The organism is Tunturibacter gelidoferens (assembly GCF_040358255.1).
GTDB lineage: Bacteria > Acidobacteriota > Terriglobia > Terriglobales > Acidobacteriaceae > Edaphobacter > Edaphobacter gelidiferens.
The window spans coordinates 2338716-2357201 of record NZ_CP132938.1; the positions used below are offsets into that span (position 1 = coordinate 2338716).

The 18486-nt window shown below is 56.1% G+C and carries 21 protein-coding genes and 2 pseudogenes; 11 read left to right on the forward strand and 12 right to left on the reverse strand.

From position 1 onward, the window contains the following. Positions 1–107: 107 nt before the first annotated feature. From RBB81_RS10395 to RBB81_RS10410, 4 genes are all read left to right on the forward strand, one after another. Complete coding sequence (locus tag RBB81_RS10395) at positions 108–740, forward strand: NAD(P)-dependent oxidoreductase (RefSeq protein WP_353073629.1); 633 nt, start codon at positions 108–110, stop codon at positions 738–740. A gap of 198 nt (positions 741–938) precedes the next feature. After that, the gene (locus RBB81_RS10400) at positions 939–1460 is read left to right on the forward strand and encodes a cupin domain-containing protein (protein ID WP_353073630.1); all 522 of its coding nucleotides are present in this window, start codon (positions 939–941) and stop codon (positions 1458–1460) included. 112 nt (positions 1461–1572) lie between these two features. After that, the gene (locus RBB81_RS10405) at positions 1573–2445 is read left to right on the forward strand and encodes an NmrA family NAD(P)-binding protein (RefSeq protein ID WP_353073631.1); all 873 of its coding nucleotides are present in this window, start codon (positions 1573–1575) and stop codon (positions 2443–2445) included. Between the two features lie 182 nt (positions 2446–2627). Further along, positions 2628–3047, forward strand: a complete 420-nt coding sequence (locus RBB81_RS10410; RefSeq protein ID WP_183789353.1) for a DoxX family protein — start codon at positions 2628–2630, stop codon at positions 3045–3047. Between the two features lie 181 nt (positions 3048–3228). Here RBB81_RS10410 and RBB81_RS10415 read toward each other — a convergent pair whose 3' ends face one another. After that, on the reverse strand, positions 3229–4617 hold the full coding sequence (locus RBB81_RS10415) for an MFS transporter (RefSeq protein WP_353073632.1): 1389 nt from the start codon (positions 4615–4617) through the stop codon (positions 3229–3231). A 410-nt stretch (positions 4618–5027) separates the two neighbouring features. On the opposite strand from RBB81_RS10415, the gene RBB81_RS10420 reads away from it, so the two are divergent. Further along, positions 5028–5267, forward strand: coding sequence for a hypothetical protein (locus RBB81_RS10420; protein WP_353073633.1), 240 nt, complete (start codon positions 5028–5030; stop codon positions 5265–5267). A 238-nt stretch (positions 5268–5505) separates the two neighbouring features. Here the strand turns inward: RBB81_RS10420 and RBB81_RS10425 are convergent, their stop codons facing one another. From RBB81_RS10425 to RBB81_RS10440, 4 genes are all read right to left on the reverse strand, one after another. Next, a complete protein-coding gene (locus RBB81_RS10425; RefSeq protein ID WP_353073634.1) occupies positions 5506–5907 on the reverse strand; it encodes a nuclear transport factor 2 family protein in 402 nt (133 codons plus the stop codon). A gap of 82 nt (positions 5908–5989) precedes the next feature. After that, entirely contained in the window at positions 5990–6592 is a 603-nt protein-coding gene (locus RBB81_RS10430; RefSeq protein WP_353073635.1) for an NADPH-dependent F420 reductase, read from the reverse strand. A 150-nt stretch (positions 6593–6742) separates the two neighbouring features. Beyond that, complete coding sequence (locus RBB81_RS10435) at positions 6743–7477, reverse strand: SDR family NAD(P)-dependent oxidoreductase (protein ID WP_353073636.1); 735 nt, start codon at positions 7475–7477, stop codon at positions 6743–6745. Positions 7478–7637: 160 nt separating this feature from the next. Further along, positions 7638–8369: an SDR family NAD(P)-dependent oxidoreductase gene (locus RBB81_RS10440; protein WP_353073637.1), complete on the reverse strand. Its 732-nt coding sequence runs from the start codon at positions 8367–8369 to the stop codon at positions 7638–7640. Positions 8370–8695: 326 nt separating this feature from the next. On the opposite strand from RBB81_RS10440, the gene RBB81_RS10445 reads away from it, so the two are divergent. Next, positions 8696–9691, forward strand: coding sequence for an AraC family transcriptional regulator (locus RBB81_RS10445; protein ID WP_353073916.1), 996 nt, complete (start codon positions 8696–8698; stop codon positions 9689–9691). A gap of 270 nt (positions 9692–9961) precedes the next feature. Continuing rightward, complete coding sequence (locus RBB81_RS10450; RefSeq protein WP_353073638.1) at positions 9962–10435, forward strand: hypothetical protein; 474 nt, start codon at positions 9962–9964, stop codon at positions 10433–10435. On the opposite strand, the gene RBB81_RS10455 is transcribed toward RBB81_RS10450, so the two are convergent. Together RBB81_RS10455 and RBB81_RS23470 are read right to left on the reverse strand one after the other, a co-directional pair. Next, a complete protein-coding gene (locus tag RBB81_RS10455) occupies positions 10432–11211 on the reverse strand; it encodes a LysR substrate-binding domain-containing protein (protein WP_423248077.1) in 780 nt (259 codons plus the stop codon). The genes RBB81_RS10450 and RBB81_RS10455 overlap by 4 nt on opposite strands. A 42-nt stretch (positions 11212–11253) precedes the next feature. Further along, a pseudogene (locus RBB81_RS23470) lies at positions 11254–11448 on the reverse strand (helix-turn-helix domain-containing protein); the annotation flags it as partial. A 242-nt stretch (positions 11449–11690) separates the two neighbouring features. On the opposite strand from RBB81_RS23470, the gene RBB81_RS10460 reads away from it, so the two are divergent. The 3 genes from RBB81_RS10460 to RBB81_RS10470 all read left to right on the forward strand — a co-directional run bounded on the left by RBB81_RS10460 (position 11691) and on the right by RBB81_RS10470 (position 14009). After that, positions 11691–12419: an SDR family oxidoreductase gene (locus RBB81_RS10460; RefSeq protein WP_353073640.1), complete on the forward strand. Its 729-nt coding sequence runs from the start codon at positions 11691–11693 to the stop codon at positions 12417–12419. Between the two features lie 161 nt (positions 12420–12580). After that, entirely contained in the window at positions 12581–13498 is a 918-nt protein-coding gene (locus RBB81_RS10465) for an alpha/beta fold hydrolase (protein ID WP_353073641.1), read from the forward strand. 145 nt (positions 13499–13643) lie between these two features. Next, positions 13644–14009 (forward strand): cupin domain-containing protein, encoded by a 366-nt coding sequence (locus RBB81_RS10470; RefSeq protein WP_353073642.1) that lies wholly within the window; start codon positions 13644–13646, stop codon positions 14007–14009. A 490-nt stretch (positions 14010–14499) separates the two neighbouring features. Here the strand turns inward: RBB81_RS10470 and RBB81_RS10475 are convergent, their stop codons facing one another. From RBB81_RS10475 to RBB81_RS10490, 5 genes and pseudogenes are all read right to left on the reverse strand, one after another. After that, positions 14500–15585 carry an IS110 family transposase gene (locus RBB81_RS10475; protein WP_353073643.1) on the reverse strand — a complete coding sequence of 362 codons (1086 nt, stop codon included), beginning with the start codon at positions 15583–15585 and terminating at the stop codon, positions 14500–14502. 103 nt (positions 15586–15688) lie between these two features. After that, positions 15689–16432, reverse strand: a complete 744-nt coding sequence (locus tag RBB81_RS10480) for a quinone oxidoreductase family protein (protein WP_353073644.1) — start codon at positions 16430–16432, stop codon at positions 15689–15691. A 43-nt stretch (positions 16433–16475) separates the two neighbouring features. Continuing rightward, a pseudogene (locus tag RBB81_RS23475) lies at positions 16476–16691 on the reverse strand (NADPH:quinone oxidoreductase family protein); the annotation flags it as partial. 75 nt (positions 16692–16766) lie between these two features. Continuing rightward, positions 16767–17048 carry a hypothetical protein gene (locus RBB81_RS10485; RefSeq protein ID WP_353073645.1) on the reverse strand — a complete coding sequence of 94 codons (282 nt, stop codon included), beginning with the start codon at positions 17046–17048 and terminating at the stop codon, positions 16767–16769. Next, entirely contained in the window at positions 17048–17752 is a 705-nt protein-coding gene (locus RBB81_RS10490; protein WP_353073646.1) for an MBL fold metallo-hydrolase, read from the reverse strand. The genes RBB81_RS10485 and RBB81_RS10490 overlap by 1 nt, the downstream gene beginning before the upstream one ends. Before the next feature lie 139 nt (positions 17753–17891). Here RBB81_RS10490 and RBB81_RS10495 point away from each other — a divergent pair, with 139 nt between their 5' ends. After that, positions 17892–18446: a TetR/AcrR family transcriptional regulator gene (locus RBB81_RS10495; protein ID WP_353073647.1), complete on the forward strand. Its 555-nt coding sequence runs from the start codon at positions 17892–17894 to the stop codon at positions 18444–18446. Positions 18447–18486 lie beyond the last annotated feature (40 nt).

Below are 18486 nucleotides of genomic sequence, written 5' to 3' on the forward strand. Positions count from 1 at the left end.
ACCAAATGTTGCTTTGCGACCATTGGTAAATAAAACCAACGATTATTTTACAACCAATGGTTAGTATAGATATCTAATCGTCAGGTCGCGTATTTAGATGGGCGGCCATGTACGAGGCAAAGGAGGATGCGATGAAAGTTCTAGTGATTGGAGCAGCGGGCAAGAGCGGAGAGGCGCTGGTAAATGAGGCGTTGGCGGCTGGGCATAGGGTGATGGCTTTCGTGCGCGGTGCCGCGCAATACAAGAAGGCGAATGTCAGAGTTGTTGCAGGAGACGTGCTAGACGCGGCTGCGGTCGACGTTGCGGTAGCCGGGCAGGATGCGGTCATCGACGCGCTTGACGGCAAGACGCCGTGGAAAGTGACGACGATGGAAACGAGCGCGGCACACAATATTGTCGACGCGATGCAGCGCCATGGCGTGCGGAGACTGCTGAAGATTTCAGTAATGGGTGCGGGCGAGAGCGTCAAGAACGCTGGCTTCTTCAACGAGCACGTACTCATGCGGACGTTTCTGAGGGGTCTGCTGGTAGACAAGGCGGGCATGGAGGCCGAGATCGAACGCAGCAACTTGGTCTGGACGCTCGTGCGGCTGCCGATGTTGACCGACGGCGAGAAGACCGGCGTTGCCAGGGTGCTGAGCACGGAGGGCGGCGAGAAGGCTGCCAGATCGGGCGGGCCGATCTGGCAGCCTTCATGGTGCAGCAACTTGAAAGTGGCCTGTATGTGCGTCAGGCAGTGACGGTGACGACCACATAGCAAGACCTCGGCGAGGATCAACCACCTCTCATCGAGGCGATCCAATCGACCCTGTAAAGGCCTGTAGCGATGCGACAGATAACTGTGAAAACCCACGGGACTAGCGGAGTGCTAGCTGCGCAACTCACAAGCTCTGGGATTCACGTCAGAGCACCAACTTCGTTCACGAAAGGATTGTTTTATGTCGAATTTCCCCACACCGCTTGAAGAAGTCATTCATCACAACGTTATTAAGAACAACAAAACAGGCGGCCCGGCGCTTGATATCGGGCCTATGCAGTTGCTGTGGAGGGCACTGGGAGAAAACACGGGCTACACGTTCTCCATTTTTGAAACCACGGTCGTGCCGGGCATGGGGATTCCCCTCCATAAGCATCCCTTTGCAGAGTTTTTCTATGTGCTGGAAGGCACACTATCAATTGGACACTGGAACAGTCAGGGCGCCGCTGAGTGGAACGTGTATGAAGTCGGCGAGAGCTTGGTGGTGCAACCCAATGCACCTCACTCGTTCTCCAATAAGAGTGAGCGTCCGTGCCGCGTGCTGAGTGTGTCAACGTATCACCACGAGCGAATGATGAAGGATGCGGTGCATCCGGATGGCAGGACAGACTTCTTGCCCGCCCAACTCACTCAGGCCGACTTTGAGAAGTTGACCAAGTCCATGGAAAAAAACCAGACATTTCTCGTCACCAACCATGCTTAGCGTGGGGCATCTCTTGAGTTCACCTTTGAACTAAAGAGATGCGTCGCGACGCAAAAACGGGGCTGCAAATACGGTCCCATATCGCTGCAAGAACAACAAGGAGAAAACGAGCATGTATTTAGTCATGGGCATTACTGGAAAAGTTGGGGGCGCCACCGCGCGGCATCTGCTGAAGCAAGGCAAAGAGGTGCGGGCGCTTGTGCGCGATCGCGAGAGGGCGGCGAAGTGGGCAGACCAAGGTGTGGAGTTGGTCGAGGGAGACTGGAACGATTCGACGGCCATAGCGGCGGCGCTCAAAGGTGTTGAGGGCGCGTTTGTTATGTTGCCGGCTGTATGGGCACCCTCTCCTGATTATAGAGAAGCAAAGGGCGTGATTGCGAACTATGTCGAGGCGCTGACCAAGGCAGTGCCCCCGCGGGTGGTAGCGCTCTCGTCGATGGGCGCGAATAGAACAAGCGGGGTGGGGAATGTCACGGCCTTATCACTCTTGGAGCAAGGTTTTCGCAGCTTGCCATCTCCAGTTGCATTTGTGCGCGCAGGCGGCTTTTTCGAAAACTTTCTTTTCGGCTTACAGGCCGCCCAAGGCGGAACACTACCGGTCTTCTACAATCCTACAAACCGGAAATCGACAATGGTCGCGTCAGACGACATCGGCGCGGAAGTGGCAACGCTTCTGACCGGGCCGGCGTGGTCAGGGCCTCGCGTCATCGAGTTGGGTTCGATGGTAAGCGCGGACGAAGTGGCCGGACAATTGGGTGAAGTCCTGACACTCGACGTAAAAGCCTTTGCAGTCCCGCGTGCAGGGTGGGCGGAAGCGTTCGAACAGTTCGGCATACCGAAGGGCCACACTGGGCCTGCCGAAGAAATGTATGAGAGCGTTAACGCCGGATGGATGGACCTCGGAGTCACGGGTACGGAGCACATAGCGGGTACGACGTCCGCACGCGATGTATTTGCGGCTGCACAGAACGCCGTCAAGGCGTAAGTCCGGGGCAGGCTTAACCACGCCGGTTCCTTTGAAACTGCGGCGCTAACGTCAAAAAAGATTGAGCTCAAACATGAAAGTTCTTGTTTGGGTGCAACGGGCGGAACCGGACGGCTGATCGTCTGGTTCCGCGCTGGCGAAAGGCCATCCCATCGTAACCGCAAGAAGAGGATCCTTTTACTATGAAAGCTGAACAAACAATAGATAAATCCGTGCAGGCAGGTCGAGCAACTCAAATAGCCGCGATGGTAACAACCGGCCTTGTCGCCTTCATGTGGGTGTACTTCGGAAGGCTATATTTAATTCACGATCCTGGCGAATGGAGGATCGCCAATCAGCAGCTCGGATACCCGCTCTATATCATCCCTCTGATTGGCGTAACCCACATCCTTGGTGGAGTGGGCCTTCTGATTCCCAATGTACCTCGATTGACTGAGTGGGTTTATGCTGGTTTCGCGATCACTCTTTTACTCGCGTTCTATTCACAACTGAATGGCGGTGGCAGTACTTGGGATAAATTTGATCCGATTCTCGTCATGGCGTTCGTCTTCGCTTCGTATGTGTTGAGGCGCTGCATGCGCGCAAACAGGTGGTCGATTTGAAGAAAACGCTCGGTGCAGTTTGCTTTTTCCAGACACGCCGCCGGCGGCACTATCAGTCATGCTAAACGCGCTTCTCTTTACCAAACCGCTAAGTTCCGAGTTGCGGACTACCCGGGACTTACCAGTCTCTGTCGAAGAGGCTCTCAAACTCTGCTGAACACATCCTAGCCCTTTGCGGATGTCAGGCAGCCGCCCTTTCCAGCGGAGTCGCTGGCTCTTCCGAGAGCTCTTCGAGGCTCTTACCCTTGGTTTCGGGCAGGAGGAAGATTGTGACGATCAGACCCAGGACGCTGACGATAGCGGCCGCACCCTCTGCGGCAGGCAAGCCGTGCCAGTGCATAAAGAACGGGAAAGTGAAGACGCCGAAGAAGCCACCGATCTTGCCCATGGCAGCAGCGATACCATGACCAGTAGTTCGAACCTTGACTGGAAAGATCTCCGAAGGGTAAACGAAGGTGGTGGCATTCGGGCCAAACTCGGTAAAGAAGTAACTGAAGCCGTAAATAATTAGGAATGGGTACATCAGCTTCTCGACATTGGGAATGAGGGCGAGCAGACCAAAGCTCAGCGCCATCATGCCGAAGCCGAGACCCTGTATCGTCTTGCGGCCAAGCTTATCCATCGTCAGCGCCGCGATCGCATAGCCGGGCGCCGCGAACACAGTGAAGATGCAAAGTTGGGTCAGTGTCTTCTGCAGGACCGAGTGGTCGCTGCTTAGGGCCGAAAGCACGAGCGGGCTGGAGACGGTATTGCCGTAGTAGGCAAAGTCCATCAGAAACCATGCGGCACTTGCACCGATAAGACGGATCAGAATCATCTTGCTGTCGACGAGACGGGTAAAGCCGTCCCAAAAGGAGATCGAGTGCGTCTTTTTATCAAAATGTTTTGCCTTCCTGAGGTTACCGGAGTCGTCCTCTTCATGGCCTGCAGCTTTGAGAAAACGCGGTGACTCTTTCAGGTGGCGACGTGCACCATAGACGGCGAGGGCGGGCAATGCACCAAAAGAGACCAGAATGCGCCAGATGATGTCATGCGAGAGATGAGTCGAGAGTAGAACAGCAGCGAGAAGAGGACCGACGATGAGTCCGGCAGCCTGCATCGCGAAGACCAGGGTGACGAGCATCCCGCGGTGTGCCTTGCCGGCGTACTCGCTCATGATGGTGGCGGAAACTGGATAGTCACCGCCAATTCCAATGCCGAGAATGAAACGAAATCCGATAAGCCACCAGATATTGGGAGAGAAGGCGCAGGCGATTGCGCCTGCGGCGAGAACCAGGACTTCGACGCCGTAGATCCGCTTGCGGCCGACCATGTCCGCGACTCGACCAAAGAGGAGCGCGCCAATAGCTGCGGCAAGCAAAGCGGTTGACTCGACCAGGCCCTCTTCCACTTTTCCCACATGCCACATGGGTTTTAGGAGCGCCATCACAACGCCGATGACGAAGAGATCGTAGGCGTCGGTGAAGAAACCCATGCCCGAGATCAGCATGATCTTCCAGTGCTCTTTAGAAATCCCCGCATTATCCATCTCGGAGAAGTCGGTCTGCCTGGTGTCGATCGACGTTGCCATGAACGTTACCTCGCCCTTAGTCTGATGCCTGCGCGCATTTGCGCCGTATGAATGGGGCATGAATATGCAGGAGGAAACAGCGTCCGCAGTTTGGAGGCCCATGGTCCGTGAGATAGACGGGCTATTCGAGATGATCTACACACCGTCTGATTCGGGACATGGCTCGGCGCTACTACACAATGGGCCTATGAGGGATTCAGATGACTCCCGGTTGACGGGCTATCTGGACGTGATTCCGTGGTCGCCGCAAAGTCGAATTTTTCGGTACTTTCACCCAGCGACGCGATTCGGGAAGCCGTAGTTTCCGATAACCCCCGCGGTCTCAACTGGTCGATGCAACGCCAATTTCGGAGCCTGCGATCAGGCACACAGAAGGGAGGCACTGCGGGAAAAACAACGAAAGGGAGCCCATGTACAATTTCCAATTGCGAGACAAGGTCTCGTCCGAGGGTTCCCACGATGGCGAATATCAAGGCCAAAAGAAGGCAACAAAGAAAGTAGAAAAAGCGGTCAGGAAAGCCGTGAAGAAGGGCGTAACCGAGGACGCGGTCGAGAAGGCCGTATCGCAGGGTATGGCTAACAGCGCCAAGAAGAAGTCGGTTGGCAAAGCTGCGGCGGCGGCGGATGCTCAAGAAGCAGAGACGGCTTGAGGTTCTTGGACCGCCTTCGCCCCTGACCTAACCTTGTCCAAGCACATCTTAGGTCGGCATAACGGAAGGAATCTGCGCTGGCTCACACAGAGTTTCTCTGGATAGCTCCCGGATCTCGGACTATCGAAGGTTAACTGACGAGAAGCCGCTTCTTGGTAGTTATCGTGTCTCAGTGAGTGCATTGGCGAAAATGCACTCACCGAGATCCGCCAATTTCAGATGGGTTAAAGCCGGGGGCTCACGCCATCTCGGAGGCCCGCGCCAGTGCTTGCGTGTCGATATACTCCCGGATGTTCGTCAATTTGCCATTTCGAACGCTAATGGCGAAGACCCAATGATCCTCGAACTTCCTATTCGTGGCCTTGATTCTCCCCGTAGCGAAGCCGACGACTAGAACCCGGTCTCCCTGCGCTATGAACTCGGGGGGCTCTGGGTACGAAGTTTCCACCGTTTCGTTAGCCTTCTGAAGTAAATTCTCCAATCCCGCGTGCCCGCGGTGCGTGCCGGCCAGCGGCCAGTCCTCGCCCGGAACGATCCACTCAATATCTTCGGCAGACAACGCCAGCAGACCTTGCTTATCGCGGCGGCCGAGTGCCGCAAGAAAATTCTTCGCAATATGGACATTCTTTTCGATGCTCATCGAAATCTCTCCTTTTCCCTTACATCAAGTGTGTCCGATCTAATCGGACGTTTTGGGACCATCCGTCTCGGTCGTAGATCGATTACTGCTCCTTTTTGAATAAATCCTGGAAGATGAGCCGACCCCAAGTTTGGCCGCGTGCGTGCACCAGCGCGCCACCCTCGTTGAACTTTCCCAGCTTGACGGGTGCGAACCCAAGTTTTTTGGCCAAATCCGCCACGGGAGCGATAGCGTCCTCGTCATCGCTCGACAGAAAGACGACCCGGTGGCCGCCCTCGACGATCGGGTCAGTAGCCAGTGTGGCCGCAACCAAGTGGTTAAAACCTTTCACCAACTTAGCGCCGGTGAACGACTTCGCAACGAATGCGGAGGACGGAAGACCGTCCAGCTCCTCAGGTGGGACTGGAAACGAGTTCATCGTGTCGATGACCGTCTTGCCTTTCCAACTCGGCAGGGCCTTCGCAATCTCGCGATGTTCCCCGAACGGAACCGCCAAGATGATTGTGTCAGCCTCGAGTGCATCCCGCAGCGACTTGGCGACGACCGTGGATCCAATTGCCCGAGCCTGCGGTGCCAACGCCTCGGGCGGCCGGCGACTCGCAACGGTCACGTCGATGTTTTTACGGGCGAAGGCGTGGGCGAGGGCCTGACCTATCTTTCCGAATCCTACAATTGCATAGCTCATAATGTTTCTCCGATCCTTGTTGATATTGATTCCCAGCCTTCGACGGCGCGGGAACATCAATTCCGTTTGTGGCGACCTTCCGTAAACGTCTCGCAGTAAATCACTTTGCGGGCGGCCGGAAGGTAAGCCACTAGCCGAGGTCTGCAGACGTTAGATGGCCGTCATGCCGCCGTCGACGAACAACTCCGCCCCGTTCACGAAGCTCGAGTCGTTTGAAGCAAGAAACAGCGCGACCGTCGCGACTTCCTCAGATTGACCCATCTTTCCCCGCGGGATCAGGGATTCGAACATCGCCTTCGACTCCTTGGTGAGAACTTCTTCCTGCATCGGTGTCGCGATCGCCCCCGGGACCAGCAGGTTCACCCGGATTTTCCGGCCCTTCAGTTCGTTGAGCCACGTGCGTGCGAAGGAGCGCAATGCTGCCTTGCTCGCCGCATACACGCCCCAACCAGGAAAACCCTTCACCGAAGCATTTGATCCGGTCATGATGATCGATGCGCCATCGTTCAACAGCGGCAACGCCTTCTGGACTGTAAACAGCGTTCCGCGCGCATTCACGTTGAAGGCCGCATCGAAGTGCTGCTCGGTAATCTCGCCCAGTGGGACGGCCTCGCCCTGGCCAGCGCTCGCGAACAGGACGTCGATCTTGCCCTTTTCTCGCTTAACCGTATCGAACAGACGGTCGAGATCGTCGAGATTTGCCGCGTCACCGCGCACGCCGGTCACGTTCCGGCCAATCAATTTGACGGCCTCATCGAGCTGCTCCTGCTTCCTACCCGTGATGAAAACGTAGGCCCCCTCTTCAACGAAGAGCTTGGCGCTTGCTAGCGCCATACCGCTCGATCCACCCGTGATGACTACAACTTTTCCTTCAAGCTTTCCCATAATTACTCCCTTCGGTAGATGTGTAGCATTCAGTCGTCCAAGCAAGTTCATTCATCGTGCATCAACTGGATAGCGCGGGCCGACCGTTCAGCGCAGAAGTCGTTCCACCATGGACACGCTGGTCCCGCGGGTCAGCGACTTCCGGCGATCCGGCGCGATTTCAGATAGCCGAGAAGCCGCCGTCGACAGCCAAATCCACTCCATTCACGTAGCTCGAATCGTCTGAAGCAAGAAACAGCGCGGCCGCCGCAATTTCCTCAGGGCGACCCATCTTTCCCCGCGGGATCAGGGATTCGAACATCTCCCTCGTCGCCTTGTCGAGTCGCTGGGAATCCGGTGTGTCGACCTGCCCCGGGCTCAGCACGTTCACCCGGATCTTCCTGCCCTTCAGTTCGTTGAGCCACGTGCGTGCGAATGAGCGCAATGCCGCCTTGCTCGCCGCATACACGCCGAAACCAGGAAAACCTTTCACCGAAGCAACTGACCCGATCATGATGATCGATCCGCCATCGTTGAACAGCGGCAACGCCTTCTGAACCGTAAACAGCGTTCCGCGCACGATCAGGTCGAAGCCCGCATCGAAGTGCTGCTCGGTAATCTCGCCCAGTTTGGCGGCTTCACCCTTGCCCGCGCTCGCAAACAGGACGTCGATCTTGCCCTTTTCCCGCTTGACTGTGTCGAACAGACGGTCGAGGTCATCGAGATTGGACGCGTCGCCGCGCACGCCGGTCACGTTCCGGCCAATCAGCTTGACGGCCTCGTCGAGCGCCTCCTGCCTCCGGCCCGTGATGAAAACGTAGGCGCCTTCTTCAACGAAGCGCTTGGCGCTCTCCAGCGCCAAGCCGCTCGATCCACCCGTGATGACTGCAACTTTTCCTTCAAGCTTTCCCATAATTACTCCCTTTGGTAGATGTCTAGCATTCAGTACAGTAGAGTAGAGTTCTTTGGCGGTGGACGAGAACTGCTCGGGGGTCCTAATCTTTTGTCTATTCGTCCAAAAAGAGGGCCGACCCGAGCTGTGTTGCACCTTTTAATTGAGCTGGGACGCGCGGCTCGAGGAAAAGGAGTGTAGGAGTTGTGACGCTGGAAGGAAGGAGCATGTCCGTCATGGTTGAGGCCTCTTCTACCTGATGCTGCGCTTGTCCGACAAGCGAAGCTGTGCAGTTTCGTACAGTTCTCGCAGAACACTATGGCTTTCAAGAGCAGATGGAGTCTAAGTTGGATCCGATAACAGATATCTTCAGAACGATGCACGTAACCGCCTTCGGTCTGCACAGGCTCGAAGCCACAGCCCCGTGGGGCGTAAAACAGGAAAATCAGACCGAAGAAAAAGTCACGCCTTCCGACAAAAAGATGTCACCCACAGATTTGGCGCACTTCGCGATGCTTTCGCGCGGCAACTGCTGGCTGAGTGTGGAAGGGATTCCGGACCCGATTCCGCTCACCGGTGGTGATTGCTTTTTGGTGGCTAAGGGGACTTCGATTGTTCTGCGCGACAGCCCGCGAACACGTCCGAGGTGGAGTTTCCGCGAGATTGGGGCCAAGGCCAACAGCAATGTCGCTCATTGTGGAGGAGGTGGCGCACCGACGACAATCGTCTGTGGGTCCTTCAGTTTCGATCGCGCCAGCCTGAAGCCGATCACTCAGTTATTGCCGAGCTTCATTCTGATTAAGGCCGATCAGAAAAGCACGCTTGCTCTTCACAACGCAATGCAGGCGCTGGCATCAGAAATGGCAGAACAGGCGCCTGGCTCTGAAGTAGTCGCGAGTCGGCTGGCCGAGGTTCTGTTTATCCAGGTACTCCGGACGCATATCGCGTCGGGACCGGAACGCAACAAAGGATGGCTTCGTGCTGTTTTCGATCCTCAAATGGGCACTGCCCTGAGTGCCATTCACGACAGAGTGAATTCGCCCTGGACGGTCGAATCCCTGGCCGAAGCGGCGGGCATGTCTCGCTCCGCATTCGCAGCGCGTTTTAAAGAGTTACTCGGACAAACACCACTGGAATATGTAACCGAGTGGCGGATGCAGAAGGCGATGCAGTTACTCCAACAGCGTGACAAAAAGCTCATAGACGTCGCTCGGTTGGTCGGTTACGAGTCCGACGCTGCGTTCAGTAAGGCATTCAAGCGAGTTGTCGGGGCCAACCCTGGTGAATACCTCAAGCGTGGTTTTGAAGGCCACAGTAATGCCGGAACGGCGGAAGATTTTTGAAGCGGAGGATTCTGACTTTGGCGGCGGGGCCTAGGTACCCAGGTGCCTCGCATTCGCGAACAGAACATCGCGGGTCCAAAACCGACCGAAGCAGACCACGATCAGTCCCGATAAACGCCGCAGTGTCTCGTTATCCCGGCGTTGACGCCCCATCAGAATTCCTGAACACTGGCCGACTCCGCAGCACTGGTCTCAGTAGAACAAGATGAAGGGTGCTACATTCGCAGCAGGTGCGAGACGATGGGACCACGAAGCATCGCGGGAAATCGCATGGGTTTGATAGTCCGCGCGGCCCTGCTCCTTGTAGGCCTCTCTACCTACTTAATCTCCCCGGATGATGTTGTGTGGCGTTTCAAAAGAACTGCTCCGCACGCTCGCGCGTTGGAACATGCCCTATTCGGGATTGCAGCTGCCATCCTCGGCATTGCCTTGCTCCTCAAGGTGAAGGCCAGCGCTCACCCGGAGAATCGAGGCAACTACGGCCCTTCTCGTATTACAGCCGCCATTGCCAGCATATTGCAGGCAATCGGGATCGGGTCGCTGTTGCCTCTACCTGGCTTCCTACTGCTTGTACTTGGCGACGTGGTCGCCAGTCTGCTTCTGTATGACAGACATTCGACTACGGAAGATCCCAGATCTGAAGGGGAGGACTCCCGCCGAGCCCGCAGGCCGTTGCAGGCATTTCGATGGAGAGACGCTTTGGCCACACACATGGGCCTCTGCTGTGCCTTCCCTCTTTCTTAGTTCGATATTTGGCTCTTAGCGAGCGACCCGTGAATGGATCGAATTGCGAGTACATGCAACACGACCGCCAACGGCACGAAGAATCCTGGAATGAGCAGAAACGGAAACATGCCGATCATCCGATCGGGAACTTCTGCGTGGATCAGATTGAGTGGCCCGGGAGTAGTGAGTATGGCCCGAGTGACAACGTTTAGCAGAGCGAGAAGGCCCAGGATATTCCAAGCGCTTGCAAGTTTTAATCCCCATCGTCCGCGTGTGGACAACCCATCCAGAGCAAAGGGTAGATTGATGCCGGGATCACTCGTCACGACGTGAAACGCAATGTTTGGAGTGACCTCTTTAGATCCGCGGGACAGCTTCCACACTCCGGAGCCCGCACACCGATGGGCGGCGAGTTCGTCGGGATCAGCCGGACTGCCAAATGCGTTCACGTATGCCGGACTCGCGAAGAGCCCCCGTGCAGTCCCAGGGTAGGACCGGACCCGTCGTACCGAGTCCTTCGGCGCTTTGAGTTTGAAGAACACGTCCACATCTTCACGGGGCTCCTGATCCCAGCCGAAGGAGTACGGCTCAATTTCCATTTTCAGAGACGGAAAGCGAGTGATGAAATCCCTAAGCAGCGGTGCGAGTATCTCGCGAGCCATAGTCAGCGGGCACGCGATCTTGATAGTGCCGCTGGGGTCAGAGCGGCGGGCCTCCAGGAACTCCTCCCCATCTGTAAGCGTACGTAACGCACGTCTACAGGCGAGAAGATACTCCCTGCCCGCGTCTGTCAAAATCAATCCTTTCGGACCCCTGTGCGCAAGAAGTATGCCCAGGTGTTTTTCAAGACGAGTGAGAGATCTGCTCACCGTCGACGCTGGTTGATGTAGCGCCTTCCCGGCAGCGCTCAGTGTTCCCGCCTGCGCGGCGATTACAAATGTCCGGACGTCGTTCAGATCAACATGGTGCGGCATGATGTGTTCCGACCAGTCACTGGTAATAGTGATTCTTTCCCGGACAGTCTCAACCATTCAAGGTCCGCAAGACGGACGCATCAAATTTTTCGTGCGGAGACCGTAAGTCAGTATCCTTCTTCCTTTGCATTAGCGCAAAATAGCTTTGCGTTCATCAGCTCTCCGGCGACTCAGAATACCGCATCTGTTCTATAGACGACATACGACGAGATGCTTTCACCTGATCTCAAACAAATGACTCACGCGGAACACTTTAAAGCACCCATGGATGCTGGCTATCCGGGAAGAGCGAAGAAGACATGAAAGTTTTGGTTACTGGAGCAACGGGAAATGTAGGTTCTGTGGTGGTCCGGGAACTCTTAAAGCGCGGCGCTGAAGTCCGTGCGTTGATTCGTAAACCCGACGCCGCTCATAAGCTGCCAGCGAGCGTTGAGGTTGCCATCGGCGATTTGCTTGATCCCGTTTCACTAGAAGCAGCGATGAAAGGAGTCGACAAGCTCTTTCTGTTGAATGCCATCGTTGCGGATGAGTTGACGCAGGCGCTGATCGCATACGGCATCGCCAAACGGATCGGTTTGAAGCATGTGACCTACCTGTCTGTCTTCAAGGTGCAGGAGTTCCGCGACGTGCCTCATTTCGCCTCTAAGCTTGCCGTCGAGAGCGCATTGCGTGAGTTCGGTGTGCCGTACACCATTCTGCGTCCCGGTTACTACATGCAGAACGATATCGGCTTGAAGGATGCTCTCACTGGACCCGGCCTCTACCCAATGCCTCTAGGCACCGCCGGGATCGCCGCAGCAGACATGAGGGACATTGCGGAGGCGGCTGCGATCTCGCTCACAGAAGAGGGTCATGAAGAACAGACCTACGACATCGTGGCTCCCTCGCTTATCAGTGGCCCGGGAAACGCGGCACTATGGAGCAAACTGCTTGGCAAAGAGATCAAGTACACGGGGCACGATTTCGACCAGTCGGAAAGGACATGCGCGCACGAATGCCGAGTTGGAGTGCTTACGATCTCCGCATGATGCTCCAAGGCTACTTCGAACGAGGGTTCGCCTCGACCGAGACGGAAGTTGCGCGTCTGAGGAAACTACTTGGTCATACGCCTCGCAGTTATGAGGATTTTGCCGTAGAGACAACAAAACTCTGGAACGCATAACAAACCTCTACTGAACCTGGAAATTACATGACGACTACGAGACAACAAATTGCGGGCTTTCGGAGTGAATCGGCCACCGTGAATGGCGTTAGTCTTCACTACTGGGTCGGCGGCGATCCGAACGGTCCACCTGTGCTGCTTTGGCATGGGTTTCTTGGAACTGCGTATTCGTGGCACAAGTTGATGCCGCTGCTCGCAGATGCAGGGTACTCGGTTCTCGTCCCAGACATGCGCGGATATGGAGACTCCGATAAGCCCGCAGGAGATGCCGGTTACGACGGCGCGGCCCTCGCTGAAGAGTTCCGGTCGCTTGTAGGACAAATAGGGTTTGGTGTAGGGCGTCCGCTAACGCTTCTTGCGCACGATATGGGAGCACCGCCCGCGCTCCTCTGGGCCGCAAAGTACCCAGACGAGATCGCGGTGCTTCTCTACATCGAAGCGCCGGTGATGCTGCAGTCCATCCTTGAAAAGATCATCACCTTCACGCCTGGAGCAATGGTAAAAGGCAGCATGTGGTGGTGGGTTCTTCCTCTCGCACCAGGTGTTCCTGAAGCTCTCCTCGTCGGTAAAGAGAGAGAGTTCCTTAACTGGTTCTATCTCGGAGATGCTGTCGTAAAACATGAAGCGATCCCGCCTGAGACAGTGGATGAATATCTGCGTACTTTCGCTGGCGTTGAAGGCGTGCTGGGAGCGCTTGGCGTCTACCGCACGGTCTTTACGACCATGACGCAGACGTTGCCGCTCACACGAAACAAGGTCCAGCTGCCCGTCGTCGCCATTGGCGGAGAAAAAGGATTGGGAGCGCGCGTTGGCCAGTCTGTGGCGATGGTGGCGGCCAATCTCAAAAGCGTTGTTCTGCCAGACTGTGGCCACTTCGTTCCAGAAGAGCGTCCCGAAGCTGTCCTGGAGCAGCTTGACCGGGTCAACATTCAAAGGAAGCTGTGAAATGAATCCGAAGATCAACCGTCGTCAGATTACGGAATTCGCAATAGCCGCTGGTGTCTTATCTGCATCACGATCGGCTCAAGCATTTGCATTTTCAATCTTCGGTGCGCAAGTCGACACGGACAAACTCTCAAGGAGACGCAACATGCCCGAAATACAAATACAATACCCGCCCCTTCCGCCCGACGATCTCAATCGCACTTTGGCATCCACGAATCCCGATCATGAAGGAAAACTGCCCCACATTGGTCTCGTCGGAGATACCTACACCATCACCGTCGATGGAGTCGACACAAAAGGCCAGTTCTGCGTGGTCGATATGCACATCCCACCCGGCGGTGGACCTGGGCCACATCGCCATGACTTTGAAGAGATATTCATCGTGCTGAATGGAGAGATCGAAGCAACATTTCGCGGAGAGAAATCCGTCGTCCGCGGGGGTGAAACAATCACATTCCTGCCAATGCTCCGCATCAGTTCCACAACGCGTCTGCAAACCCAGCCCGTCTGATCTGTATTTGCTCCCCGGCTGGACATGAGAAATTCTTCCTGGAAGTCGGCGTCCCCGTGGCGACTCGCACCACAGCTCCGCCCAAACTGGACGACAAACAGATAGCCGCGTTTCTTGAGAAGGCGAAGGCACTTGCGCCCAAATACCACACCGAACTTCTGAAAGAAGCCTAATCGGCTTCCCGGTAGTGATCTGCGCATTGGTTCAGATGCTCAGAAGCGCGTTTTCTATGAGCAGGTCACTGATGTCAAGGTTTGTTCTTCGTCTTTTCCTTCATAGGGCTTTTGCTTTGGTTGTTGTTCACAGTTTCGTTGCTCTCCACCGGGTTTCTATTCGCACTCTGGATGAGCTGTCTTGATGCAAGCTCGGTGCCGGTTGGGGTTCGAGAGGAGAGGCGATGCTGCCATTTATCGGTCGGCCTTGGAAGACCAAAACGCGCACGCAGTCATCGGAACACGGTGTCGTTGCAACGGGTGAACAGGGTCATCTTTTAGGCCGTTTGCTCGTAGAACGGCATATACGGTTCTTGCGTGGTCCAGAGGCGATGGAGCAGCACGGCCAGCTTGCGAGCAACTGCAACGACGGCCTTGCTCTTGGCCTGCTTGCCTCCTCTTGCAGCCAGATGGAGTCCCCACTGTCGAAGCGCTGAGTCCCTCCCATGCGGTCGGAGGATGTGGTTGGAGCACTCGATCAGCAGACTTCGAAGATAGGCGTTGCCGGCATGGGTGATGCCGAGCTGAGGATCATGATCTCCGGACTGACTGCGGCGCGGCCGCAGGCCGAGGTAACAGCCGACATCGCGACTTCGTCCGAACCGTTCCTTGCTGCCGAGGGTCAGCACGAAGGTCAAGGCGGTGAGGTGGCCGACGCCGTGAACCTTCAGCAGGGCCTGTGTCTCGGGATACTCGGTCTGGCCCAGCTGCTGGATCTGCCGATCGTACTGCTTGATCTTGACTGTCATCTCCGCGATCTGCCGGAGCACTGGACCGAGCGCCTGTGCCAGTCCAGGCGGCATAACGGCCAGGCTGCGCTGAGCGAAGCACGTTGTAGCGGACGCGGGCATACGGTAACCGCAGGATTTCGTTAGACCACGAACGGCGTTCACCGCAGCCGTGCGCAGTCGCACCAGCAGTGCTCGCGCACGGATCAGGGTGAGGGCCTCCTGCTGCGCGACGGTGCGGTGGGCGATCGGCCGCAGTATGTTCGGATCAAGCCGGGCATAACGCGCCAGCTTCTCAGCATCGACTTGATCGCTCTTCCGATCACTGTGCGAGATAGCCCGCAGCTCACGGACGTTCGCCACGATGACTTCGTGGCCTAGTTCCTGCAGCTGTGCGCTGATCCAGATCGAGTGCGTTCCAGCCTCCATCGCAACCCGCGCGGGAGGCACATCAATGAACCAGTTCTCGATTGCCTTCGGGGTGGTTCGGAAGCGTCCCCGATCAACTACTTCTCCGTCCTGGTTGAGGGTGCAGTAATGGCTCCAGACATCGCCAAGGTCGATGCCGATCGTCATCTCAACCTTGGCTTGCCTGCGTGGAACTTCAGCGATGAGGTGCTGCGCTGGCTTCTTCATGGGAATAGTCTCTCTCCGTCTCGAAAGACCTGCTCATCCCATTTGTCATTACTGATGATTGCCTGCTGATCGTGACCCCGGCGATCGATCCGGGGACGTACTCTCACCTATTGGTGTCCAAAAGAATCGTTCCCTGAATTTCACGGTCTTCCAGAAGACGGTGTCCTTCGGCCGTCTGGCTTAGCGGGAGCACGCGCGCGATGGAAGGACGTAGCTTCTCCTCCAACGTGGCCTTAACCAGGAACTCCACTCCTTCACGGATCAGCTCCGGCTTAGCCAGAAAAACCGGCAGATAAAACCCCGTCATCGTTTGCGATTTTTGCATGAGCCGGCGCGGCGCGAAGGGCTGTCCTGGGCCGCGTGTCGATCCGAAGATGATGTAACGACCAAACGGTGCGAGACATTCAAAGCTCTGCTCGAAGATCTCACCGCCCACTGATTCGAGAAGCACATCGACTCCTCGCCCTCCCGTACTTTCAAGGACACGTTTCGTCCAGCCCTCTTGTGTGTAGTCGATTGCATCGTCCGCACCCAGACCGCGGATGAACTCTAATTTCTCATTTGTGCTGGCGGTTCCGGGGACTGTACCTGCGCCGAGGATCTTCGCAATCTGAACTGCGAGACTACCCACGCCTCCCGAAGCACCTTGAACCAGGACCGATTCTCCATGCTGAATCTGCGTCGATGCCGTCAATAGGAGGTATGCGGTGAGACCCTGATTCGGGAGCGCAGCGAAGAGGTCGGCGTTTGCTGACTCTGGGATCTCCACGCAGAAATTGGTTTCGGCAACGACTTTTTGAGCATAGCCACCACCTTTGGGCGTATAGGCCACCACTTTTTTTGCCAATCCAGGCCTTGTCGTCTTTCGAACCGGCTGCAATCACCTTACCTACCGCCTGCAGGCCTGAGATGTGTGGCAATTCAATGCCGCCGACGTGGGTTTCGGAGCGGTTATATGTGCCTTGACGTTCGCGGATGTCGACGAAGTTGACGCTCGATCGTTCCACCTCAATGAGCAACTCGTTGTTCCCAGGTGCAGGCTCTGGCCTGTCTCCGAACTGCAGGACATCGCGTGTGCCGAATTGTTCAAAATAGATTGCTTTCATACATTCACCTCTTCGAGGATGTGAGGAACTGCAGGCTGTCTGCAAGGTCCAACGGCTGTATACATTCAGCTGCACCTAGTGAGCAGTTTTCAGCTCCGCATATATCGATCCGACAAACCTGTCTGCACTCGTTCCCAGCCCGGCAGGCAGGGGAGCAAGGCCACCCGGTACCTTGGCGCCGTAGGGCAAAGTCAGCTTCGCGGCAAGCACGTCTTGCAGACTCTTGCCGTCGCGGACCATCTGCGGCACCTTTGCCTGCACGTCGAGAATCATGCTGCGGTATGGCGCGATGTCGGCTTCGTGGATGATGGTTCCGTGACCTGGGACCAGCGTTGTCTTTGGACCTGAAAGCTTCATTACGACATCCAACGCCTCCAGCACCCCCTGAATGTTCCACCATGCTGTGGATCGATGAAGGGGTATCCATAGTTTCTATAAAAATCGCCGATCATCATCACGTCGGCCTTCTCAAACCGCACGATGGTGTCGCCATCCGTATGAGCGGAGCGAATGGGGATCAAGTCGACGGTCTCGCCGTCCATTCGAATCTTCAGCGGCTCGCCCATCCCATACGTCAGAACCGGGAGGTGGTCAGGGTCAGTTCCAGAGGCCGCCGTGCCAATCGCTGCTGCCACCGGAGGAGGAAACCCCTGGCTTAACTGCTCCTGTACCTCTTCTCTCGCAAGAATCAGTGCGCCCATTCTCGCAAACTGCGGGTTGCCGCCTGTGTGGTCTGGATGCTCGTGGGTATCTACCAGAAAACGGATCGGCGATGGGCTTATCTTCCGGATCGACGCAGTCAGCTTGTCGGACAGGGGAGCATAACTCGCATCGACCATGAGTATCCCCTCTGGTCCGGCGAGCACACCAACTCTGCCACCCGCGCCCTCTGGATGGCCTGGATCAGTCCCATACGAACCGGTAAGAACATAGACATTCAGCCCAACATTCTCCGTGACGAATTCGGTTCTGTCATATTGAATGCCCTGGGAGTACGCGTCGGCACAAAAGAACGTTTTTGCAACGGCCAGCGAGATGCCAAGAAAGCTTCTTGTTCTCATGATGGTTCCTCTCGAACTTCATTGATCACGGTTTGCATCGTCATCTTTTCCTGTTTGATGGCGACTGTCATCATTGACAATAATGGCGATCGTAATTAATATCAAGACGTCAGCCAATCCGGTCTGATGGAGCGTTACCGTGAAGGTGTCCAAAGAAAAAGCTGCCGAGAATCGCGAACTGATCCTTACCGGGGCCGCGCGTCTCTTCCGCGAAAAGGGAGTCCACGGCGTCGGCGTCGATGCGTTGACCGAGGCGGCCGGTCTGACTCATGGCAGCTTATATAGCCGTTTCGGCTCGAAGGACAACTTGCTCGCGGAGTCCCTGAGGCATGGCCATGCTCTCAGCCAGTCCAGAGCCAGTGGCGTCAAGAGTCTGGGCGACGCTATCTCGGCATATCTCTCTCCGGTTCATCGCGACAACCCTGGATCGGGCTGCTTCATGGCCGCGTTGGGTTGCGACATGCCGAGGCAGAGCAAAGAAGTCCGCGCAAGTTTTACTCAGATCGTTCGCAACAACATAACGCGTTTGGCCGGACTCTTACCTATAGGACGCAAACGCAAAAACGAGGATGAGCTTCTGTCGACGATGGCGACCATGGTTGGTGCAATGATCCTCGCGCGCGCCGTCGATGACGCGGCATTCTCGGATCGCATCTTGTCCGCAGCCAAAACACAGCTAATTGAGCGGAAGTAAGGGAGCGCTACATGAGGCCACCAAAGCGATCTACTGGTCG

Bases quoted from the DNA above. Each gene is read 5' to 3' on its own strand.
- RBB81_RS10395 (WP_353073629.1), top strand. From the start codon at position 108: ATGTACGAGGCAAAGGAGGATGCGATGAAAGTTCTAGTGATTGGAGCA.
- RBB81_RS10400 (WP_353073630.1), top strand. From the start codon at position 939: ATGTCGAATTTCCCCACACCGCTTGAAGAAGTCATTCATCACAACGTT.
- RBB81_RS10405 (WP_353073631.1), top strand. From the start codon at position 1,573: ATGTATTTAGTCATGGGCATTACTGGAAAAGTTGGGGGCGCCACCGCG.
- RBB81_RS10410 (WP_183789353.1), top strand. From the start codon at position 2,628: ATGAAAGCTGAACAAACAATAGATAAATCCGTGCAGGCAGGTCGAGCA.
- RBB81_RS10415 (WP_353073632.1), bottom strand. From the start codon at position 4,617: ATGGCAACGTCGATCGACACCAGGCAGACCGACTTCTCCGAGATGGAT.
- RBB81_RS10420 (WP_353073633.1), top strand. From the start codon at position 5,028: ATGTACAATTTCCAATTGCGAGACAAGGTCTCGTCCGAGGGTTCCCAC.
- RBB81_RS10425 (WP_353073634.1), bottom strand. From the start codon at position 5,907: ATGAGCATCGAAAAGAATGTCCATATTGCGAAGAATTTTCTTGCGGCA.
- RBB81_RS10430 (WP_353073635.1), bottom strand. From the start codon at position 6,592: ATGAGCTATGCAATTGTAGGATTCGGAAAGATAGGTCAGGCCCTCGCC.
- RBB81_RS10435 (WP_353073636.1), bottom strand. From the start codon at position 7,477: ATGGGAAAGCTTGAAGGAAAAGTTGTAGTCATCACGGGTGGATCGAGC.
- RBB81_RS10440 (WP_353073637.1), bottom strand. From the start codon at position 8,369: ATGGGAAAGCTTGAAGGAAAAGTTGCAGTCATCACGGGTGGATCGAGC.
- RBB81_RS10450 (WP_353073638.1), top strand. From the start codon at position 9,962: ATGGGTTTGATAGTCCGCGCGGCCCTGCTCCTTGTAGGCCTCTCTACC.
- RBB81_RS10460 (WP_353073640.1), top strand. From the start codon at position 11,691: ATGAAAGTTTTGGTTACTGGAGCAACGGGAAATGTAGGTTCTGTGGTG.
- RBB81_RS10465 (WP_353073641.1), top strand. From the start codon at position 12,581: ATGACGACTACGAGACAACAAATTGCGGGCTTTCGGAGTGAATCGGCC.
- RBB81_RS10470 (WP_353073642.1), top strand. From the start codon at position 13,644: ATGCCCGAAATACAAATACAATACCCGCCCCTTCCGCCCGACGATCTC.
- RBB81_RS10475 (WP_353073643.1), bottom strand. From the start codon at position 15,585: ATGAAGAAGCCAGCGCAGCACCTCATCGCTGAAGTTCCACGCAGGCAA.
- RBB81_RS10485 (WP_353073645.1), bottom strand. From the start codon at position 17,048: ATGAAGCTTTCAGGTCCAAAGACAACGCTGGTCCCAGGTCACGGAACC.
- RBB81_RS10490 (WP_353073646.1), bottom strand. From the start codon at position 17,752: ATGAGAACAAGAAGCTTTCTTGGCATCTCGCTGGCCGTTGCAAAAACG.